General features: G+C 71.9%; 20 protein-coding genes and 1 pseudogene. 14 read left to right on the forward strand and 7 right to left on the reverse strand.

Annotated features, from left to right (window positions below; translation table 11 throughout):
• Positions 1-63 precede the first annotated feature (63 nt).
• The 6 genes from ACZ6R6_RS20635 to ACZ6R6_RS20660 all read left to right on the forward strand — a co-directional run bounded on the left by ACZ6R6_RS20635 (position 64) and on the right by ACZ6R6_RS20660 (position 7007).
• A complete protein-coding gene (locus ACZ6R6_RS20635) occupies positions 64-1143 on the forward strand; it encodes a BMP family lipoprotein (RefSeq protein ID WP_470095494.1) in 1080 nt (359 codons plus the stop codon).
• A 102-nt stretch (positions 1144-1245) separates the two neighbouring features.
• Positions 1246-2769 carry an ABC transporter ATP-binding protein gene (locus ACZ6R6_RS20640; RefSeq protein WP_470095548.1) on the forward strand — a complete coding sequence of 508 codons (1524 nt, stop codon included), beginning with the start codon at positions 1246-1248 and terminating at the stop codon, positions 2767-2769.
• Between the two features lie 73 nt (positions 2770-2842).
• Positions 2843-3994, forward strand: coding sequence for an ABC transporter permease (locus ACZ6R6_RS20645; RefSeq protein ID WP_470095496.1), 1152 nt, complete (start codon positions 2843-2845; stop codon positions 3992-3994).
• Positions 3991-5268 (forward strand): ABC transporter permease, encoded by a 1278-nt coding sequence (locus tag ACZ6R6_RS20650; RefSeq protein ID WP_470095498.1) that lies wholly within the window; start codon positions 3991-3993, stop codon positions 5266-5268. Before ACZ6R6_RS20645 ends, ACZ6R6_RS20650 begins: the two co-directional genes overlap by 4 nt.
• 60 nt (positions 5269-5328) lie before the next feature.
• A complete protein-coding gene (locus tag ACZ6R6_RS20655) occupies positions 5329-5724 on the forward strand; it encodes a cytidine deaminase (protein ID WP_470095500.1) in 396 nt (131 codons plus the stop codon).
• A gap of 2 nt (positions 5725-5726) precedes the next feature.
• A complete protein-coding gene (locus tag ACZ6R6_RS20660) occupies positions 5727-7007 on the forward strand; it encodes a thymidine phosphorylase (protein WP_470095502.1) in 1281 nt (426 codons plus the stop codon).
• 217 nt (positions 7008-7224) lie between these two features.
• On the opposite strand, the gene ACZ6R6_RS20665 is transcribed toward ACZ6R6_RS20660, so the two are convergent.
• Complete coding sequence (locus tag ACZ6R6_RS20665) at positions 7225-7644, reverse strand: MarR family winged helix-turn-helix transcriptional regulator (protein ID WP_470095504.1); 420 nt, start codon at positions 7642-7644, stop codon at positions 7225-7227.
• 87 nt (positions 7645-7731) lie between these two features.
• Between ACZ6R6_RS20665 and ACZ6R6_RS20670 the strand changes: the two genes are divergently transcribed.
• The 6 genes from ACZ6R6_RS20670 to ACZ6R6_RS20695 all read left to right on the forward strand — a co-directional run bounded on the left by ACZ6R6_RS20670 (position 7732) and on the right by ACZ6R6_RS20695 (position 13058).
• On the forward strand, positions 7732-9153 hold the full coding sequence (locus ACZ6R6_RS20670; protein ID WP_470095506.1) for an MFS transporter: 1422 nt from the start codon (positions 7732-7734) through the stop codon (positions 9151-9153).
• Positions 9154-9378: 225 nt separating this feature from the next.
• Complete coding sequence (locus tag ACZ6R6_RS20675; protein WP_470095508.1) at positions 9379-9999, forward strand: AMIN-like domain-containing (lipo)protein; 621 nt, start codon at positions 9379-9381, stop codon at positions 9997-9999.
• 80 nt (positions 10000-10079) lie between these two features.
• Positions 10080-10433 carry a cupin domain-containing protein gene (locus tag ACZ6R6_RS20680; protein ID WP_306859296.1) on the forward strand — a complete coding sequence of 118 codons (354 nt, stop codon included), beginning with the start codon at positions 10080-10082 and terminating at the stop codon, positions 10431-10433.
• A 177-nt stretch (positions 10434-10610) separates the two neighbouring features.
• Entirely contained in the window at positions 10611-11690 is a 1080-nt protein-coding gene (locus tag ACZ6R6_RS20685; protein ID WP_470095510.1) for an adenosine deaminase, read from the forward strand.
• 28 nt (positions 11691-11718) lie between these two features.
• Positions 11719-12384, forward strand: a complete 666-nt coding sequence (locus ACZ6R6_RS20690; protein WP_470095512.1) for a PH domain-containing protein — start codon at positions 11719-11721, stop codon at positions 12382-12384.
• A 506-nt stretch (positions 12385-12890) separates the two neighbouring features.
• Complete coding sequence (locus tag ACZ6R6_RS20695) at positions 12891-13058, forward strand: hypothetical protein (RefSeq protein ID WP_470095514.1); 168 nt, start codon at positions 12891-12893, stop codon at positions 13056-13058.
• 57 nt (positions 13059-13115) lie between these two features.
• Here ACZ6R6_RS20695 and ACZ6R6_RS20700 read toward each other — a convergent pair whose 3' ends face one another.
• From ACZ6R6_RS20700 to ACZ6R6_RS20710, 3 genes are all read right to left on the reverse strand, one after another.
• The gene (locus tag ACZ6R6_RS20700) at positions 13116-14759 is read right to left on the reverse strand and encodes a phospho-sugar mutase (protein ID WP_470095516.1); all 1644 of its coding nucleotides are present in this window, start codon (positions 14757-14759) and stop codon (positions 13116-13118) included.
• 88 nt (positions 14760-14847) lie between these two features.
• The gene (locus tag ACZ6R6_RS20705; protein ID WP_470095518.1) at positions 14848-15651 is read right to left on the reverse strand and encodes a purine-nucleoside phosphorylase; all 804 of its coding nucleotides are present in this window, start codon (positions 15649-15651) and stop codon (positions 14848-14850) included.
• Between the two features lie 192 nt (positions 15652-15843).
• Positions 15844-16296, reverse strand: coding sequence for a gamma-glutamylcyclotransferase family protein (locus tag ACZ6R6_RS20710; RefSeq protein WP_470095520.1), 453 nt, complete (start codon positions 16294-16296; stop codon positions 15844-15846).
• 144 nt (positions 16297-16440) lie between these two features.
• Here ACZ6R6_RS20710 and ACZ6R6_RS20715 point away from each other — a divergent pair, with 144 nt between their 5' ends.
• Entirely contained in the window at positions 16441-17835 is a 1395-nt protein-coding gene (locus tag ACZ6R6_RS20715) for an NAD(P)H-quinone dehydrogenase (protein WP_470095522.1), read from the forward strand.
• Here the strand turns inward: ACZ6R6_RS20715 and ACZ6R6_RS20720 are convergent.
• Together ACZ6R6_RS20720 and ACZ6R6_RS20725 are read right to left on the reverse strand one after the other, a co-directional pair.
• Complete coding sequence (locus ACZ6R6_RS20720) at positions 17822-19030, reverse strand: pentapeptide repeat-containing protein (protein ID WP_470095524.1); 1209 nt, start codon at positions 19028-19030, stop codon at positions 17822-17824. The two genes, ACZ6R6_RS20715 and ACZ6R6_RS20720, sit on opposite strands and share 14 nt — an antisense overlap.
• 40 nt (positions 19031-19070) lie before the next feature.
• Positions 19071-19487 carry a hypothetical protein gene (locus ACZ6R6_RS20725; protein ID WP_470095526.1) on the reverse strand — a complete coding sequence of 139 codons (417 nt, stop codon included), beginning with the start codon at positions 19485-19487 and terminating at the stop codon, positions 19071-19073.
• Between the two features lie 185 nt (positions 19488-19672).
• Between ACZ6R6_RS20725 and ACZ6R6_RS20730 the strand changes: the two are divergent.
• A pseudogene (locus ACZ6R6_RS20730) lies at positions 19673-19777 on the forward strand (zinc finger domain-containing protein); the annotation flags it as partial.
• Positions 19778-19828: 51 nt separating this feature from the next.
• Here ACZ6R6_RS20730 and ACZ6R6_RS20735 read toward each other — a convergent pair.
• Complete coding sequence (locus ACZ6R6_RS20735; protein WP_470095528.1) at positions 19829-20896, reverse strand: alkene reductase; 1068 nt, start codon at positions 20894-20896, stop codon at positions 19829-19831.
• Between the last annotated feature and the right edge of the window lie 44 nt (positions 20897-20940).

Consider the following 20940-nt stretch of genomic DNA (forward strand, 5'->3'; position numbering starts at 1 on the left):
TCTTCCGTGCAGGGTTGCCGTGCGTCTCTTCGCGCGTGCACTGAGACGCGAAGGGGGTCCATCTTGCTTCAGAACCGATTCGGCAAGCTGGCAGCTACCGTACTGACGGGCAGCATGCTCATGGGGGCTGCCGCGTGTGGTGGAGGCGACGGCTCGACCACGTCGGCCAAGCCGAGCGACGGGGGCGCCAGCTCGGCTCCGGCCGCGACGGGTGCGAAGGTCGGTCTCGCCTATGACATCGGCGGCCGTGGCGACCAGTCGTTCAACGACGCCGCCGCCGCCGGTCTGGACAAGGCCAAGACCGAGCTCGGCCTGGCCGAGGCCAAGGAGATCGAGGCCAGCAACGGCGAGACCGAGGCGGCCAAGGAGGAGCGGCTGCGCCTGCTCGCCTCCGGCGGCTTCAACCCGATCGTCGCGATCGGCTTCGCCTACTCCGGCCCGGTGAAGAAGGTCGCCGCCGAGTTCCCGGACGTCAAGTTCGCGATCGTCGACGACGCCGCCGCGACGGGTCCCAACATCTCCAACCTCCTGTTCGCCGAGCACGAGGGCTCCTTCATCATCGGCGCCGCCGCGGCGCTGAAGTCGAAGAAGAACCACGTGGGCTTCGTCGGCGGCGTCCAGGTGCCGCTGATCCAGAAGTTCGAGGCCGGCTTCGCCGCGGGCGCCAAGGCGGTCAAGTCCGACGTCAAGGTCGACGTCAAATACCTGACCCAGCCGCCGGACTTCGCCGGCTTCAACGACCCGGCCAAGGGCAAGACGGCGGCCGAGGGCATGTTCGACGCGGGCGCCGACGTGGTCTACCACGCCGCGGGCGGTTCCGGCAGCGGCGTGTTCGAGGCGGCCAAGGCCGCCAAGGGCCTGGCCATCGGCGTCGACTCCGACCAGGCCAAGACCGCGGCCGCCGAGCTGCAGGGCGTCATCATGACCTCCATGATCAAGAAGGTCGACGTCGCCGTCTTCGACTTCCTGAAGAGCTTCAGCGGCGGCACGGTGAAGAGCGGCACCACGATCTACGACCTCAAGGCCGGCGGCGTCGACTACTCCACCACCGGTGGCCAGGTCGACGACATCAAGACCAAGCTCGACGAGTACAAGCAGAAGATCATTTCCGGCGAGATCACCGTGCCGGAGAAGACCTCCTGACCTGGTAGTAATGAAGGGCCCGGCGGATGATTCCCCGGGCCCTTCGGTCAGTCTCAACCATCCCGTTCCGCAAACAGGGCCACCCGTGCGGAGGAGGCCGTCATCAGCACCCCGACCCCGGCCGTCGAACTCGCGGGGATCACAAAACGATTCCCCGGCGTCGTGGCCAACCGCGACATCTCCCTATCTGTGCAGCAGGGCCACGTGCATGCCGTCGTCGGAGAGAACGGCGCGGGCAAGTCCACCCTCATGAAGATCTTGTACGGCATGCAGCGCCCCGACGAGGGCGAGATCCGCGTCAACGGGACGGTCACGAGCTTCCGTTCCCCGGCCGACGCGATCGCGGTGGGCGTCGGCATGGTCCACCAGCACTTCATGCTGGCCGACAACCTGACCGTGCTGGAGAACGTGATCCTCGGCAACGAGCCCCGCACCGGTGGGGTCGCGATCGACTTCCGCGCCGCCCGCACGAAGATCAGGAAGATCTCCGACTCCTACGGCCTCGGCATCGACCCCGACGTCATGGTGGAGGACCTGGGCGTCGGCGCCCGGCAGCGGGTGGAGATCCTCAAGGTCCTCTACCGCGGCGCCCGGATCCTCATCCTGGACGAGCCGACCGCCGTGCTCGTGCCGCAGGAGGTGGACGAGCTCTTCGACAACCTGCGTGAGCTGGTCCGCGAGGGCCTCACGATCATCTTCATCTCGCACAAGCTGGACGAGGTGCTCTCGGTCGCCGACGCCATCACCGTCATCCGGCGCGGCACCACCGTCGCCAGCGTGTCGCCCAAGGGCGTGACCGCCAGGCAGCTGGCCGAGCTCATGGTCGGCAGCGAGCTGCCCAGCCCGGAGACCCGTGACTCCACCGTCACCGACGTGGTCGCGCTCTCGGTACGCAACCTGAGCGTCCACTCGGCCGAGGAGCGCTGTCTCATCGACGAGGTCAGCTTCGACATCCGCAAGGGCGAGGTGCTCGGCATCGCCGGCGTCGAGGGCAACGGCCAGGCCGAGCTCGTCGAGGCCATCATGGGCATGCGCGCCGCGGAGGGGGAGATCCGCCTCAGCGAGGAGGACATCTCCGCCTGGCCGACGCTGCGCCGCCGCGAGGCCGGCATCGGTTACATCCCCGAGGACCGGCACCGGCACGGCCTGCTTCTGGAGGCCCCGCTCTGGGAGAACCGGATCCTCGGTCACCAGACACGGCGCCCCAACGTCCGGGGCCCCTGGATCGACCGCGGCGGCGCCCGCAAGGACACCCAGCGCATCGTCGAGGAGTACGACGTCCGCACCCCGGGCATCGACGTGGACGCCGCCGCCCTGTCCGGCGGCAACCAGCAGAAGCTGATCGTCGGCCGGGAGATGAGCGGCGACCCGGTGTTCCTGATCGCCTCCCACCCGACGCGCGGTGTGGACGTCGGCGCCCAGGCCGCGATCTGGGACCACCTGCGGGCCGCGCGCGCCGCGGGCCTGGCCGTGCTGCTGATCTCGGCGGACCTGGACGAGCTCATCGGCCTGTCGGACACGCTGAAGGTGATCCTGCGCGGCCGCATCGTCGCGGACGTGGATCCGCGGACGGTGACGCCCGAGCAGCTCGGGTCGGCCATGACCGGTGCTGGAGAGGCGGCATGAACATCCACGCAGCGCACCGAACGAGTGCGTTCCCCGAGGCGCGGCGCCCCCGCACGGCAGCCGGGGGGGTCGCATGAGCCCCGCGGAGTCGAGCTTCGCCGACCGGCTGCTCGGCCGGGTCCGGCTCGGCGGCCTGCTCTCGCTCGCCGCGCCGATCCTCGCCATCGTGTTCGCCGGCCTGATCACCTCGATCGTCCTGCTGGTCACCGGTGACCCGCCCCTGGAGACGCTGGGCGTCATGGTCGACTACGGCGTGCAGCCGCGCTCGATCGTGCTGACCCTGAACTCCGCGACGACCTACTACCTGTCGGCGCTGGCGGTGGCGATCGGGTTCCGGATGAACCTGTTCAACATCGGCGTCGACGGCCAATACCGCCTGGCGGCGCTGGTCGCGGCGGCCGTGGGCGGCGCGGTGGCGCTGCCCGCCCCGCTGCACGTCGCCCTCATCATCTTCGTCGCCATGGTGGTCGGCGCGGGCTGGGCGTCGATCGCCGGCCTGCTGCGGGTCAGGCGGGGCGTCAGCGAGGTCATCTCCACGATCATGCTGAACGCCATCGCCACCGCGCTCGGCGCCTGGCTGCTCAACAAGGACCGTCTCGCGGTCGAGGTGTCGGGCAGCAACAACATCGGTACCAAGCCGATCGCCCCGTCCGGTCAGGTGCCCGGCCTGGAGATCATCCCCGGCACCCAGAGCAAGGTGTTCGGCCTGATCATCCTGGCGATCGTCATGGGAATCCTCTATCACGTGCTGCTCAACCGCACCCGCTTCGGCTTCGACCTGCGCGCCACCGGCCGCTCGGAGTCGGCCGCGGTGGCCAGCGGCGTCAACGTCAAGAAGATGATCCTGCTGGCGATGATCCTGTCCGGTGCGGTGGCCGGCCTGGTCGGTATGCCCCAGCTGCTCGGCGCGTCCTACAGCTACAGCCTGGACTTCCCCACGGGGCTCGGTTTCACCGGTATCGCGATCGCGCTGCTCGGCCGGAACAACCCCGTCGGCATCGCCTTCGGCGCGCTGCTGTGGGCCTTCCTCGACACCTCGTCGAGCATCCTGCAGCTGCACGAGATCTCCCCGGAGATCGTCACCATCATGCAGGGCACGATCGTGCTCTCGGTCATCATCGCCTACGAGCTGGTCCACCGTTACCAGATCACCGCCGGCCAGCGCCGGGTGAGCAAGGAACTGGCGAGTGGCACCCCGGCCCAGGCTGAAGGAGCGTCGGCATGAGCGGAGGCGCCGTGACCCTGGCGGAGGCTCCGCTGGAGGAGCCGAAGAAGCCCGTCAAGTTCAGACTCACCTGGCAGGTTCTCCTGCTCGCCTTCGGCGGGCTGGTCGTCCTGCTGTCGTTCACCCGCGCCGTCACCGGTGCTGTCGACCTCACCTCTGCGGGGGCGATCAACGCGGCCGTCGCGCTGGCCGTGCCGATCGGCCTGGCCGGCCTCGGCGGTCTGTGGTCCGAGCGGGCCGGCGTGGTCAACATCGGTCTCGAAGGCATGATGATCCTGGGCACCTGGGCCGGCGCCTGGGGGGCGATCCACTTCGCCAACCCCTGGGCCGGCGTCGTCGCCGGCGCGATCGGCGGAGCCATCGGCGGCCTGCTGCACGCGATCGCCACCGTGACGTTCGGGGTCGACCACATCATCTCCGGCGTCGCGATCAACATCCTGGGCCTGGGCGTCACCCAGTTCCTGTCCAAGGTGACGTTCGCCGAGATGCCGGGCGGCGGCGACTCCCAGTCGCCCCCCGTGCCCAAGCCGGGCACCGTGAGCCTGCCGTGGGTCGGCGACCCGCTGGCCACGCTGGAGACCAAGCAGTGGTTCCTGCTGTCCGACGTCGCGGGCATCCTGCGGGGCCTGACCACCAACGTCTCGCTGTTCACCCTCCTGTCGATCCTGCTGGTCCCGCTGACGTTCTACGTGCTGTGGCGCACGGCGTTCGGCCTGCGGCTGCGCTCCTGCGGCGAGCGGCCGGTGGCGGCGGAGTCGCTGGGCGTCAACGTCTACCTCTACAAGTACGTCGCGGTGGTCGTCTCCGGCGCCCTGGCGGGTCTCGGCGGCGCGTTCCTGTCGCTGGTGGCCGCCAGCGCCTACCGCGAGGGGCAGACCGGCGGCCGCGGCTTCATCGGCCTCGCCGCCATGATCTTCGGTAACTGGCGTCCGGGCGGCCTGGCGGCCGGCGCGACGCTGTTCGGCTACACCGACGCGCTCCAGCTGCGCCGCGGCGGCGAGTCGGTGCACGCGCTGCTGCTGGTGGTGGCCATCCTGATCGCCGGCGTGGCGGTCTACCAGCTCGTCCGGCAGAACCGCGCCAGGGCGGCCCTGATCACCGGGGTCGCGGCGATCGCGGTGTTCGTCGTGTTCGCCGTGACCGACACCATCCCGCCCCAGTTCACCTCGGTCACCCCGCACATCACCACGCTGCTGGTGCTGTCGCTGGCGGCCCAGCGGCTGCGGCCGCCCGCCGCGGACGGCGTGCCGTACCGCAGGGGGCAGGCGAAGTGACCACATCGGGCAAGACGAAGGGCGCGTCGTCCGCGACGCGCCCGTGAGCGGAACGAGCAGATGAACATCGACTGGGCCGCCCTGCGGGCGGAGGCCGTGCGGGCCATGGCGAACGCCTACGCCCCCTATTCCAAGTTCCCGGTGGGCGCCGCGGCGCTGGTGGACGACGGACGGATCGTGTCCGGCTGCAACGTGGAGAACGCCTCCTACGGCGTCGGGCTGTGCGCGGAGTGCGGGCTGGTGTCGGCGCTCCAGGCCACCGGCGGCGGCCGGCTGACCGCCTTCACCTGCGTGGACGGGCACGAGGAGCTGCTCATGCCGTGCGGGCGGTGCCGTCAGCTGCTGTACGAGTTCGGCGGCGACGCGCTGCTGGTGGAGACCGTGGACGGGCCCAAGCCGATGGCGGAGATCCTGCCGTACGCCTTCGGGCCCGATGACCTGAGCCGGGGGGCCTGAGCATGGACGCGATCGACGTCATCGTCACCAAGCGGGACGGCCGGGAGCTGTCGGCCGGGCAGATCGACTGGGTGATCGACGCCTACACCAGGGGGGCCGTCGCCGACGAGCAGATGTCCGCCCTCGCGATGGCGATCCTGCTCAACGGCATGACCCGGCGGGAGATCGCCGAGTGGACCCAGGCCATGATCCGGTCCGGGGCCCGGATGGACTGGTCGGCGCTGCCCGGCCGGACCACCGACAAGCACTCCACCGGCGGCGTCGGCGACAAGATCACGTTGCCGCTGGCCCCGCTGGTCGCCGCGTGCGGCGGCTACGTGCCCCAGCTGTCCGGCCGGGGGCTCGGCCACACCGGCGGCACCCTCGACAAGCTGGAGTCGATCCCGGGCTGGCAGGCGTCCCTGTCCAACGAGGGGATGCTCGACGTGCTGGGCAAGGCCGGCGCGGTCATCTGCGCGGCCGGCGACGGGCTGGCCCCGGCCGACAAGAAGCTCTACGCGCTGCGCGACGTCACCGGCACCGTCGAGTCGATCCCGCTGATCGCCTCCTCGATCATGTCGAAGAAGATCGCGGAGGGCACCGGGGCGCTGGTGCTGGATGTCAAGGTCGGCTCCGGCGCCTTCATGAAGACCGTCGACCAGGCCCGTGAGCTGGCCACGACCATGGTCGAGCTGGGCACCGACGCCGGGGTCAACACCGTCGCGCTGCTGACCGCCATGGACCGGCCGCTGGGGCGGGCCGTGGGCAACGCCCTGGAGGTCACCGAGTCGGTCGAGGTGCTCGCCGGCGGCGGGCCGGCCGACGTGGTCGAGCTGACGGTGCGGCTGGCGCGGGAGATGCTGCAGGCCGCCGGCCTGTCCGGGGGCAAGGACCCGGAGCAGGCGCTGAAGGACGGTTCGGCGATGGACGTCTGGCGCCGGATGATCAGTGCCCAGGGCGGCGACCCGGACGCCCTGCTGCCCAGGGCCGCCGAGACGCTGGAGGTCACCGCGCCCTCGTCCGGCGTGCTGACCAGGCTCGACGCGTACGGCGTGGGCCTGGCCGCCTGGCGGCTCGGCGCGGGCCGGGAGCGCAAGGAGGACCCGGTGTCCTTCGGCGCGGGCATCATGCTGCACGCCAGGCCGGGTGACCTGGTCCGTCAGGGGCAGCCGCTGATGACCCTGCACGCCGACGAGACGTCCCGCTTCGAGCGGGCGCTCGCCGCGCTGGAGGGCGCCTACACGGTCGGCGAGACCGCCGACCCCGGCCTGCTCCCGCTGGTCATCGACCGCATCACCGCCTGAGCGTCGCCCCACGCCCGTCCGCCGCTCCCCCTCCGGCCCGGCCCGGAGGGGGCGGGCGCCGTCCGATGGTCCGGCCCGGGCCGGTCGGGGCCGGGCTCCCTGGCGTGGGTCCGACTTGGACCGGCTGGGTGTCCGGTGCGGGGCCGGCCTGGACCGGCTGCGCGCCGTCTGGTGCTCCGGCCCGGGCCGTCCGGGTCGCACGGACCGGCCGGGCCGCTCAGGCCCGTGTCTCGGCGGGCCTGGAGCACGAGGGCCGGTCCGGCCGGCCGGAGGTGAAGATGTCCGTCAGCACGGCGCGGTGGGTGGGCAGCGCCGCCGCATGACGGGCGCGGCCCTCGTCGGTGATGAGGACGAAGACGCCCCGCCGATCGGCCTCGCACATCCCCCGGTGCACCAGCCCTGACTTCTCCAGGCGGGCGATCAGCCGCGAGCACGCGCTCTGGCTCAGGTGGACCGCGTCGGCCACCTCCTGGACCCGGTATTTCTCCTGGCCGCCCTCGACCATCCGCTCCAGGACCTCGAACTCGCTCATGCCGAGCTGGTGTCTCTCGGAGAGCTCGCGTTCCAGTGCGCAGGCGGTCGCGGCGTGCTTGGCCAGCATCTCTCGCCACGCGCGGACCGCGTACTCCTCGCTCATGCCGCGGATCTTATCATGCACAGGCATTAAGTGCACGTGAATTAAATTCGGTTGCATTAGATGCATCTGCATGTATTGTTGCCCACCATGAATCCCTCCCACGACGGGCGCTGGGACGCGCGCCTCTGGGCCGCGCTCACAGTGCTCTGCGCTGTTGTCTTCCTCGACGCACTCGACGTCTCGATGGTGGGCGTCGCCCTGCCGTCCATCCAGGCCGACCTCGGCCTGTCCACCTCCTCCCTGCAGTGGGTGGTCAGTGGCTACGTGCTCGGATACGGCGGTCTGCTCCTGCTCGGGGGCCGCACCGCCGACCTGCTCGGGCGGCGCAGGGTCTTCCTGGCCGCACTGGCGGTCTTCGCCGTGGCCTCTCTGCTCGGCGGCCTGGTCAGCGACGGCACGCTGCTGATCGCCGCCCGCTTCATCAAGGGGATCAGCGCCGCGTTCACCGCTCCCGCCGCGCTGTCCATCATCACCACCACCTTCGCCGAGGGCCCGGCCCGCAACAGGGCCCTCAGCATCTTCACCGCCTCCGGCGCCAGCGGCTTCTCCCTGGGCCTGGTCATCTCGGGATTCCTGACCGAGCTCGGTTGGCGCTGGACCTTCCTCATGCCGGTCCCCGTCGCGATCATCGCGCTGGCCGCGGCCCTGCGGTTCCTGCCCAAGCACCACGAGGAGAGGGCCGAGGGCGGCTACGACCTCATCGGCGCGGTGACCATCACCGCCTCGATGCTGCTGCTGGTGTTCGCCGTGGTCGAGGCCCCCGAAGTGGGCTGGGGCTCGGTCCGCACGATCGCCACCCTGGTGGCCGCCGCGGTCCTGCTGGCGGTGTTCGTGCTGGCCGAGCAGCGGGTCAAGCACCCGCTGGTACGGCTCGGCATCCTGCGCTCGGGCCCGATCGTCCGGGCCAACCTCGGCCTGGTGATCCTGTTCGGCTCCTACGTCGGCTTCCAGTTCGTGGCCATGCAGTACTTCCAGAACTTCCTGCACTGGTCGGCCCTGGAGACCGCCCTGGCGTTCCTGCCCGCCGGGCTGCTGGTGGCCGTGACGTCCACCAAGATGGGCGGCCTGGCCGACCGGTTCGGCACCGCCCGGCTGATCGTGATCGGCTCGGCCGCGCTGGCCGCCGGCTACGCCTTCTTCCTGCGGGTGGACGGCGACCCCAGCCTGGCCACGCTCATCATCCCCGGCATGGTCCTGCTGGGCATCGCCTTCGCCCTGTCCTTCCCGTCGCTGAACATCCAGGCCACCAACGGCGTCGCGGACGACGAGCAGGGACTGGCCTCCGGCCTGCTCAACACCTCGGGACAGGTCGGCGGCGCGGTCGTGCTGGCCATCGTGACGGCGGTGCTCACCTCCAACACGAGCGCCGACCCGCTCGACGGCTTCCACGCCGCGATCACGGTCTCCGGGATCCTCGGGCTGGTCGGCCTGGTGATCGCCCTCACCGGCCTGCGCCGCCCCCGTACGGCCGTCGCCGTCGAGGACGAGAAGGTGCTGGAGACGGTCTGACGACACTCGCGTGCCGTACGGGGGGACACGGGCCCCGCGCGGCACGACGGCCGGCCGCCGCGGGGATCCGGGTCCCGCGGCGGCCTCGTCGTGTGCCGCCCTCCCGGCTCCCGGCCGGATCCTGGCTCCTGCCCCGGCACGCTGCAGCGATCCGGATCCGGTCGATCTCGGCCATCGGGTGAACCACTCCCGGGTGCGGGGCATCTAACGACCCAGGAGGCCATCATGAAGCGCACCCACCTCGTCCTCGCCCTTGTCCCGCTCGTCCTGTCCGCCGCCGGATGCGGTGGCTCCGTCGCGTCGGAGGATCTCTCCTCCGGATCCTCGGCCGCCCCCGCGTCCTCGGCCGCGCCGACCCCGCCCACGTCGTCGCCGGGATCCCCGTCCTCCGCCCCGGGGCGGGCGGAGCCGAAGCCTCCGACGAGCACCAAGGAGGTCGAGGTCAAGCGGGCCGTCGACGGGACGCCGACCGTCACCGGCGTGCGCTTCGCCGGGCACGGCGGATTCGACCGCGTGGTGATCGACCTGAAGGGGGCCGTGCCGGGATACAGCGTGCGGTGGGTCCCCGAGCTCGTCCAGGACGGGTCCGGCGAGCCGATCGACGTCAAGGGCGGCGCCTACCTCCAGGTGTCGATGAGCCCGGCCAGCGCGCACAACCGCTCGGGCAGCCCGAGCTGGGCAGGCGGGCCGATCTTCCAGGCCGGGCTGGGCAACGTGCGGCAGGTGGCCAAGACCGGTGACTTCGAGGCCGTGGTGGGGGTGGGCATCGTCCTGGACCACCGGGCGGCCTTCCGGGTGACGGAGCACAAGAACCCGAGCCGGCTGGTCGTCGACGTCGCCCACTGAGCCCGAGTGCGCTGAACCCGAGGGCACTGAGTCCGAGCGCATGAGCCCGAGCCCGCCGAGACCGATGACAGACTGGTCCGATGGTACGCAAAATCGACAGCGCGACGCGGATCCCGGTCCCGGGCGGCAAGACGATCGACGAATACGTCGGCAGGGTCAACAGCGGTGACAGCGGCATCTCGATCGCGCACATGAGGGCCCCCGCCGGGTGGGACGAGCCGGCCCAGACGCCGGAGTTCGGCGAATACACGCTGGTGCTCAAGGGCACGGTGGTCGTGGAGCACGCGGAGGGCACGACCGAGGTCAACGCCGGGCAGGCGTTCGTGAGCGAGCCGGGCGAGAAGATCCGCTACAGCTGCGGCCCCGAGGGCGCCGAATACGTCGCCGTCTGCCTGCCCGCTTTCTCCCCCGAGTCCGTCAACCGCGAGGAGTGACGCGCGGCGGCCGCTCGGTCCGCGCCGCGGTCGCGGGCGGCCCTCCTCCGCCGCGGCGGCCGTGGGCGCCGGGCGGGGCGGCGCCGGGCGCCCCGCGGCCGGCTCACGGTCACGCACGACCGTGACAGCGCCGGCCGTACACCCGGTGATACGGCGGCCCGACGGTAAGGTGATGAGATGAGTCAGCTACCCGCTCTTGAGGAGATCCGCCGGGCCCCCAAGGTGTTGCTCCACGATCACCTCGACGGTGGCCTGCGGCCTGGGACCATCGTCGAACTGGCCCGCGAGACGGGCTACGACAGACTTCCCTCGACCGACGTCGACGGCCTGCGGGCCTGGTTCCGGGAGGCGTCCGACTCCGGCTCGCTGGAGCGCTATCTCGAGACCTTCGAGCACACGGTCGGCGTCATGCAGACACGGGAGTCGCTCGTCCGGGTCGCCGCCGAGTGCGCCGAGGACCTGGCCGGCGACGGCGTGGTCTACGCCGAAGTGCGTTACGCGCCCGAACAGCACACCTCCGCGGGCCTCAGCCTCGAAGAGGTGATCGAGGCCGTGCAGGAGGGTTTCCGGGCCGGTTCGCAGGGGCGCGGCATCCGGGTGGGCACGCTGCTCACCGCGATGCGCCACCAGGCCAGGTCCATGGAGATCGCCGAGCTCGCGGTCCGCTACCGCGACGTCGGCGTGGTGGGCTTCGACATCGCCGGCGCCGAGGCGGGCTACCCTCCCACCCGGCACCTCGACGCCTTCGAATACCTCCAGCGCGAGAACGCCCACTTCACCATCCACGCCGGCGAGGCGTTCGGCCTGCCGTCGATCTGGCAGGCGATCCAGTGGTGCGGCGCCGACCGGCTCGGCCACGGGGTCCGGATCATCGACGACATCACGGTGACCGGCGACGGCGAGGCCAAGCTCGGCCGGCTGGCGGCCTACGTCCGCGACAAGCGGATCCCGCTGGAGATGTGCCCGACCTCCAATCTGCAGACCGGCGCCGCGACCTCCATCGCCGAGCACCCGATCGGCCTGCTCCGCCGGCTGAACTTCCGGGTCACGGTCAACACCGACAACCGGCTGATGAGCGGCACCTCCGTCTCCGAGGAGTTCGCCAAGCTGGCCGAGGCGTTCGGCTACGGCTGGGACGACCTGCAGTGGTTCACGATCAACGCCATGAAGTCGGCGTTCCTGCCGTTCGACGAGCGGCTGGCCCTCATCAACGGCGTCATCAAGCCCGGATTCGCGCGGCTCAAGTGGCAGGCGTGAGCGGGCCGGCACGAGTGGAGCGAACTCGATGAAGCAGGTGTTCCGGTCGAGGGCCGCGCTGATCCTCGGCTGGATCTGGATGGCGTTCGCCGCGGGCAACGCGGTGGACCTGACCGTCCGCTACAGCGGGCCGTCCTCGCTGGTCGCCGCCGCGGTGCTGGGGGTGCTGACCGCGCTGGTCTTCATCACCTGCCTGCGCCCGGCGGTCGTCCTGGCCGAGGACGGCGTGCTGGTCCGCAACCCGCTCAGGAACACCTTCGTGCCGTGGGAGGGGGTGGAGGAGGTCACGGTCTCCCACGCGATCAAGATCACATCCGGCGACGGGAGCGTCCGCTGCTGGACGCCGCAGACCTCGGCCCGCGAGCGGGCGGCGGCCGTACGGCGCGGCAACCCCGCCGGCGCCGGTGGCCGCTACCGGACCGAGCCGGCGCGCTCGAAGGGGGAGCAGGCCGCGGCCGAGGCACTGGCGGGCAAGACCCACGCCGACTGGGTGGCCGAGCAGATCACCGAGCGCGCCGGGACCGCCAGGCGGGCGACCGCCGGATCCGCCGGGCGGCAGGCCGCGGAGGCCGGCGGTGCCGCCGGATCCGCCGAGCCGGCGGCCGGGCCGATGAAGGTCACCTGGGCTCCGAGCGCCCTGGGCGCCCTGCTGGCCGCGGTCGCCCTGGTGGTCGTGGCCGCCGTCGTCTCCTGACCGGGCCGGCGGGACGCTACCGTCGCCTCACCGGACCGGCCTGACGGTCACCTGCCTCCGGGGCCCACGGCGCGGAGGCGACGTGGTGACCTGTCCGGCCCGCCGTTCCCGCGGCGGCCGGGAGGCGGACCGGATCCGCCGATGGTCACCGAGCGCCGCTCCGCCGCCGGGCGTCCCCGGCCGTCCGCCAACATTTGCGTGATCGTTGACATGTCACTCGGATGCCGGGCTTGAGCTCCCGCGTCCGCACCCAGCCCCGCGGGCGAGACGGAATGCCCGGCTACCGGGGCGGTCCGGCGCTGCCGCGCTGAACGCCGGACGCCGTCGGGTCGGCACCCGCCGCGAGGGCCCGAGCCGTCCATGAGCGGCCGCGGTGTGCTCCATCAGTGGTCAGATGTGTAGTTTGGGGCGGATTGTGGGAAGATCGCGTCCGCCCGACGGACCGCACGGTTCCGTCGAAACGGAGAGTTTGACGGAGCCGCACGGTTACGTCGAAAGGGAGAATCGTGAATCGCAGGACCCTCGACCTTGCCGTTCCCATGGTCTTCGCCGCCGCGATGGTGCTGGCCGCCGTCTTCGGCGCCGGAGGGACGGCTGTCCGGGCGGTGGCTCTGGTGGGCGGCATGGCGGTGGCGATCTACTACGCCGCGCTCCGCAAGAACATCAAGCAGTGACGCGCCCGACGGTGCGCTGCGGCCGTCCCCGCCGGGGCTCCGGCGGGGACTAGGGGACTACAGGCCGAGGACGCCGGAGAGGCCGGCCTTCAGCGCGTCGAGGTCCCGTACGGCCTGCGCGCGGGCGTCGGCGACCTCCCCCGTGACGGGGACGACGACCTCCAGATAGCACTTGAGCTTGGGCTCGGTGCCCGACGGGCGGACGACGACACGGGCGCCGCCGGACAGGCGGTAGCGCAGGCCGTCGGTGGGCGGCAGGCCCGCGGAGCCCTCGCTCAGGTCGTCGGCCGACTCGACCGCGCGGCCCCCGAGCTCGGCCGGCGGGGTGGCGCGCAGGCGGGCCATCGCGTCGGTGATCAGTGACAGGTCCGCCACCCGGACCGAGAGCTGTGCGGTGGCGTGCAGGCCGTGCCGGCGCGCCTGGTCGTCGAGGAGGTCGAGCAGGGTGCGGCCGTCGAGCTTGGCCCGGGCGGCCAGGCCGGCGACGGTCAGCGCCGCGCCGATGCCGTCCTTGTCGTGGACGGGCAGGCCCGAGCCGGAGCCGACGCTGTATCCCAGGGCCTCCTCGTAGCCGAAGACCAGCCCGTCTCCGGCCTTCATGATCCACTTGAAGCCGGTGAGGGTCTCGGCGTAGCGCACGCCGTACGCGGAGGCGATCTTGCCGAGCAGGGAGGAGGAGACGATGGTGGTGGCCACCAGGCGCCCGGCGCCGGAGGTCTGCCTGATCACGTGCTCGCCGAGGAGGGCGCCCACCTCGTCGCCGGTCAGCATCCGGTAGCCGCCGTCCGGCAGGGGCACGCCCACCGCGCAGCGGTCCGCGTCGGGGTCGTTGGCCAGCACGAGGTCCGCGCCGGTGCTCCGGGCGAGCTCCAGCGCGAGGTCCATCGCACCCGGCTCCTCCGGGTTGGGGAAGGCGACGGTGGGGAAGTCCGGATCGGGGGCGGCCTGTGCCTCGACGGTCGCGGGGACGTCGAAGCCCGCGGCCCGGAAGGCCCCGGCCAGCGTGGTGCCGCCCACGCCGTGCAGCGGTGTGTAGGCCACCCGCAGGTCACGGGCGTCGCCGAGCGGGAGCGCGGTCACCGCCTCCAGGTAGGCGGCCACGACGTCGTCGCCCAGCGTGGCCCAGGCGGGGTCGGCGGGGGAGCCGAGGGGCAGGGCGGAGACCGGGCCGACGGCGTCGATGGCGGCGGAGATCTCCGAGTCGACCGGCGGCACGATCTGGGAGCCGTCGCCCCAGTAGACCTTGTAGCCGTTGTCCCGGGGCGGGTTGTGGCTGGCGGTGACGGTCACGCCCGCGTCGGCGCCGAGGTGGCGGACGGCGAAGGCCAGCACCGGGGTGGGCAGCGGCCGGGGCAGGACCGAGGCGCGCAGCCCGGCGCCGGTGAGCACGGCGGCGGTGTCGTGGGCGAAGACGTCGGAGTTGTGCCGGGCGTCGTAGCCGATCACGACGTGCCGCCCGGGGCCGAGGACCCGGGCGAGGCCGGCGGCGGCGCGCATGACGGTGACCCGGTTCATCCGGTTGGGGCCCGCGCCCAGCTCGCCGCGGAGCCCGGCGGTGCCGAACTCCAGCTTGGTCCCGAACCGCTCGCGCAACGCGCCCGCGTCGCCGCCCTCCAGCAGCGCGGTGAGCTCGGCCCGGGTCTCCGGGTCCGGGTCCTGGGCCAGCCAGGACTGCGCAAGCCGTACGAGATCGCTGCTCATCGTCACCTCATGCTCCGGGCGGTCGCCCGCCCGCCCATCGGCCGGTCACCGGCCGCCGCCACGGCCCGCCGGGCCGCGCGGTTGTCCCCTACAGCTTGTCGACGACCTTGGACAGCAGGCCGCCCATGCGCGCGGCGGTGGCGCGGCCGACCTCCAGCACTTCCTCGTGGTTCAGCGGCTCGCCCACCAGCCCGGCGCCCGGGTTGGTGACCAGGGAGATGCCGAGCACGTCGGCGCCGCCCTCGCGGGCCGCGACGGCCTCCAGCACGGTGGACATGCCGACCATGTCGCCGCCGAGGATCCGGCACATGCGGACCTCGGCCGGCGTCTCGTAGGTCGGGCCGCGGAAGGCCACGTAGACGCCCTCGGCCATCGACGGCTCGATCTCGCGGACCAGGTCGCGCAGTCGCCGGGAGTAGACCTCGGTGAGGTCGACGAAGGTGGCCCCGGTGATCGGGTTGGCGCCGGTCAGGTTGATGTGGTCGCTGATCAGCACCGCCTCGCCGACCTCCTGGGTCTCCGGGCGCAGGCCGCCGGCGGCGTTGGTCAGCACGACCGTGCCGACGCCGGCCTTGATCGCGGTCCGCACCCCGTGCACGACCGGGTCCACGCCGCGTCCCTCGTAGAGGTGGGTGCGGCCCAGGAAGATCAGTGCGGTCTTGCCCGACCCGGTCCGCACCGCGCGGATCCTGCCCGCGTGGCCGGCCACGGCGGGCGGTGCGAAACCGGGCAGGTCGGTCACCGGGATCTCGGCGATCGTCTCGCCGATCGCGTCGGCGGCCGGCACCCAGCCCGAACCCATCACGAGCGCGACGTCGAACGACTCGACTCCCACAGCGCTCTTCAGCGCGGTCGCGGCTCCGGCGGCGAGTGCATAAGGGTCATTGCTCACGTTGCAGAGCGTACTCGCCGTTCTTCCCGGATCGGGCCGCACGACATCCCGGCCGGGCACGGGGGAGCGTGCCGGGCCCGGCACGGACGCCGCGCGCGGGCCGGGCGGGGCGGGACGCGCGGGCCGGGAGAGGGCGCGCGGGAGCCGGGCGGGGCGCCGGGGCACCCGCGCCGGCGGGACCGGCGGCCTCCGTCAGCTCCCGAGGGACTTGCAGGGACGGCTGCGCAGGTCCTTGACGTAGTCGTCGGGGGCGCCGGCGTGCTCGGCCGCCTCGGCGAGGATGCCGAGGTAGCGCGCGGAGGGCAGGCCGCCCTCGTAGCCGTCGAGCACGTAGAACCAGGCGACGACCTCGCCCTCCAGGGTCTGCACGCGGAGCCTGACCTTGTGGTAGAGGCCGCGGGCCGCGCCCTCCCACTGGTCGAGGGAGGTCTCGTCCCATTCGGGCACGTCATAGAGGACGACGAAGACCTGCTCGTCGGGATCCTCGACGATGGAGGCGAGCGCCCCCTCCCAGCCGAGGTCGTTCCCGCCGAACGTCAGGCGCCAGCCCTGAAGCCAGCCCGACCCCCGCATGGGAGAGTGCGGGGCCCGCTGGGCCATCTGCTTCGGGTCCATGTTGCTGCCGTAGGCGGCGTAGACAGGCACGGCATCAAACATTAATCGAAGATCGGCCAGACGCCCGCTCCGCCTCGGCGTCCCGTCGATTTCTTCTGTGCCCGCAGGGGTTCACGCGGTTTCGGAGGGGGACCCAATGGATGGTTGGTCCAGGGATGCGGGAGAATGGGGTACGTGACGAGGATCGTGATCATCGGTGGCGGGCCTGGCGGATACGAGGCGGCGCTGGTGGCCGCGCAACTTGGCGCACAGGTGACCGTGGTCGAACAGGACGGTCCCGGCGGAGCCTGCGTGCTGACGGACTGCGTGCCGTCCAAGACGCTGATCGCCACCTCCGTGCGCAAGCAGGCGCTGCTCGACGCCAGCATGCTCGGCGTGCACTTCACCGGCGGTCCCGACGGCGACGTCGGCGGCGTCATCGCCGACATGCCGCTGGTGAACAAGCGGGTGAAGGAGCTGGCCCAGGCGCAGTCCGCCGACATCGCCGCGCGGCTGGCCGCCGAGGGGGTCGAGGTGGTCCGGGGCGCCGGGCGGCTGGTCGACCCGCAGGTGGTCAGGGCCGGTGACCGGACGATCCGGGCCGACGTGGTCATCGTGGCGACCGGCGCGACCCCGCGCATCCTGCCCAGCTCCGAGCCGGACGGGGAGCGCATCCTCACCTGGCGTCAGATGTACGACCTGGAGGAGCTGCCCGAGCACCTCATCGTGGTCGGCTCCGGCGTCACCGGCGCGGAGTTCGCGGGCGCCTACCGCTCCCTGGGCTCGGAGGTCACGCTCGTGTCCTCGCGCGACCGGATGATGCCCAACGAGGACGCCGACGCCGCCGAGGTCCTCGAAGAGGTCTACCGCCGCCGTGGGATGAACGTCATGGGCCGCTCCCGGGCCGAGTCGGTCAAGCGCACCGCCGACGGCGTGGTCGTCACGCTGGAGGACGGCAGGACCGCCGAGGGCACCCACTGCCTGATGACGGTCGGCATGATCCCCAACACCGCCGGGATCGGCCTCCAGGAGGCCGGGGTCACCCTCGACCGGGGCGGCTTCATCCAGGTGGACAAGGTCTCGCGCACCTCCGCGCCCGGCGTCTACGCGGCCGGTGACTGCACCGGCGTGCTGATGCTCGCCTCGGTCGCCGCCATGCAGGGCCGGATCGCGGTCTGGCACGCGCTCGGCGAGGCCGTGCAGCCGCTCCGCCTGGCCACCGTGGCCTCCAACATCTTCACCGACCCCGAGATCGCCGCCGTGGGCGTCGCCCAGAAGGCGATCGAGGCCGGCGAGATCGAGGCCAACGTGGTCAAGCTGCCGCTGGCCACCAACGCCCGCGCCAAGATGCAGGGCTTCAACGACGGCTTCGTGAAGCTGTTCTGCCGCCCGCACACCGGCATCATCCTCGGCGGCGTCGTGGTCGCCCCCGGTGCGTCCGAGCTGATCCTGGCGGTCTCGGTGGCCGTCCAGCAGCGGCTCACCGTGGACCAGCTCGCCCACACCTTCGCGGTCTATCCCGCGCTGTCGGGCTCCATCACCGAGGCGGCCCGCCGCCTGATGCAGCCGACGACCCCTAGCGGGATCTGACCCGGAGCCGTCCCAGGGCGTTCCTGCCGTCCTGTACGGCGGCCGCCACGGAGTGCAGCTCCTCCTCCCGCCGGGCCACGCCCAGCGCCCTCTTGGCCGCCTCGTAGGCGTCCAGCGCGTGCCGCCAGTCCTGCTCGCCGCTGACCGCGCCGCGCCCGCTGACCTGGAACTCGTAGTCGAGCTGGTCGATCTCCTCGCCCAGCCGGGTGACGTCCTCCTCGGCGCCGCGCAGCAGGAGCGCGAGCCGGGCGCCGCGCCTGCTCCGCCGCTGGGCGCTGACCCCCCAGATCACCACCGTGACGGCCAGGCCGAGGGCGCTGATCACCACCATGACGAGCCCGACGGACGGGACGCCCCCGGCCCGCCCGGTGTCCGGCGTCGCGGCCGTGTCGTCCTGAGCGCTCTCGTCCTGGGCGCCGTCGGTGTCGGGGGAGATCGGGCCGACCGGCAGGCTGATGCCCGTCGGGGTGCCCCTGGCGCCGGTCAGGTCCGCGTCGTCGGCCTGGATGAAGGATGCCCCCTCCACCAGCGCGCCGGTGAAGTCGGCCCCGTCCAGCTCGGCCTGGACGAACACGGCCTCGCTCACGTCGGCGTCCTTGAACGTCGCGTTACGCAGGTTGGCCTGGCTCATCTTGGCCTCGTGGAGCTTGGCCCGGGTGAAGTCGGCCTTGCGTGCCTTGATCTGGCCCGGGGTGCTCTCGTTGAGGTCGGCGTCGATCAGCTTGGCGTTGGTGAAGTCGACCTGGGTCAGCTCGGCCCGGGTCAGCGCCACCCCGGTCAGGTCGGCGTGCGGGAACTCCGCCTGCCCGGCCTCGGCGTCGACCATGATCGCGCCGCGCAGGTCGGCGTGGTCGGCGTGCATCTGGCCGAGGTCGGCCTCGGTGAGATCGGCGCCGCGCAGGTCGGCGTATTTCAGCGTGGCCTGGGTGAGATCGGCCTGCTTGAGGACGGCGCCGCGCAGGATCGCCCCGGTCAGGTCCTTCTGGGTGAGGTCCACGCCGTTCAGCTTGGCCTTGGTCAGGTCCGCGCAGCGCAGGCTGTAGGGGAGCGAGGCGCCTTTGGTGAAATCCCTGCCGCGCAGGTTGGGGCCCTGGCCGGGCCTGCAGGGCCCGGCCTCCGCCTGGGCCGGGGAGATCAGGGTCCCTGACAGCGCGAAGATCGCGACAGTGAGTGCCAGAGGAACGGAACGACGCACGAGAGCCTCCTCGGAAAGCAGTCCCGATCGTGTCAGTGGATCATTGCACCCCGCTAGACATCCGCTTGCACCTTATGCACAGCGTAACCGCCTGGTGACAGGCGCGGTTCGGCGGTGTCCCGCCGGCCGCCGTGGTCGATCGCGAACAGCCGGTCGCCCCGCCGTACGAGCTCCACGGGGGCGGGCTCCAGGCCCAGCAGGCGGGCTCAGGCGTCGTCGGCGAGCCGGGTGGACGCGACAGGCTCAGCCTGGTGATCTCCCCGGGCCGTTTGGCGACCATCCGGGGCCCGGTGTAGGTCACCACCGCCTGCTCCGTCAGCAGCGAGGGTTTCCCGCCGGTCCAGTGCCGGGCGAGGTCCGCGCCGAACGCGGTCTCGGCCGGCGGATCGGCGGCCGGGTAGTGGTCGACGCCGACCAGGTCCACCTCCCCGACCCGGCGCCGCTGGTCGACCGGCACCCGACTGCAATGACGGATTGTGATTTCAGGGGTCGCCTGGGTCCGTTCCATAAGTGGTCGCATGTGAACAGTCGCCGGGGCCAAGGGCGCCCTGGGGGTTTGCTGTCGCATAGATCGGTGCAAAACGCTGGGCGACTGAAACGCGCCCATGAAACGACCTCGGGGTGAGCGACGACTTCACGCGCGTGGAGACCCACGCCTGTCCCATGTCCGCCTGCGCCGCCCCGGCCGGCTCTCCATGTCGCACCGGCCGGGGCAAGGTGGCCATCCAGTACTACACCGCCCGGACCCGCTGGGGATCGTCCAGCTCATCGCCCACGGCTCTGGCACGCTCGGTCACGTCAGCCTGCCAGGGGCGGGTAGTCGGTGTAGCCGTGGTGGTCGCCGCCGTAGAAGGTCTGCGGGTCCGGCTCGTTGTATGGGCCGCGGGCCCGGATCCTGGCGGGCAGGTCGGGGTTGGCCAGCCAGAGCCCGCCGAGGGCGACGACGTCGGCCACGGGCAGCGCGGCCTCGGCCTCCTCGGCGGAGGCGAACATCCCGGCGACGGGCGATTTGCCGGTGTGCGGGTTGAGTACGAGCGTGCCCGGCCATGCCGCCCGCAACTGCTCGGTCAGGGAACGGTCGCCGATCTCCAGCAGGTGGACGTAGGCCAGGTCGGGGCGCAGGGCGCGGAGCAGCGCGGTGTACAGCCCCGCCGGGTCGCTCTCCTCGATGCCGTTGTAGGGGTTCCCCGGCGAAAGGCGGATACCGGTCCGTTCGGGGCCGATGGCCTCGGCCACCGCCTGGGCGACGTCGAGGGCGAAGCGGGCAGGCTCGCCGTACTCATCGTCACGCAGGTTGACGTTGTCGGACAGAAACTGGTGGATCAGGTACCCGTTGGCGGCGTGCAACTCGATCCCGTCAAATCCGGCGGCCATCGCGTTGCGCGCGGCGGACGCGAAGTCGGCGATCGTCTCAGCGATCTCCTCCAAGGTCAGCGCGTGCGGCGTGGGATGGTCGAGCTGCTCCCCGGCGTGGCCGACCATCTGGCCGCCGGACGGCACGGCGGAGGGCGCCACGGGCAGTCGCCCGTCGGGATAGAGGCTGGGGTGGGCCATCCGGCCGCTGTGCCAGAGCTGGGCGAAGATGCGTCCGCCTCGCTCGTGCACGGCATCGGTCACCTTCCGCCATGACTCCACCTGCTCGTCGCTGTGCAGTCCGGGGGTGTTGATCGACCCCTGGCCGACGACCGACGGCTGAATGCCCTCGGTGATGATCAGACCTGCGCTCGCCCGCTGGGCGTAGTACTCCACCATCAGGTCCGAGGCCAGGCCGTCATAGGAGCGGCTGCGGGTCATGGGCGACATGGCCAGCCGGTTGGGCAGGTCGAGCTTGCCCACGGTCACGCTGTCGAAAAGGCTCTTCGTCATGGCGCCGACGCTAGAGACAGGACCACTGGGGCCGATTCCGTAGC

It is taken from the genome of Streptosporangium sp. NPDC048886 (assembly GCF_055586905.1).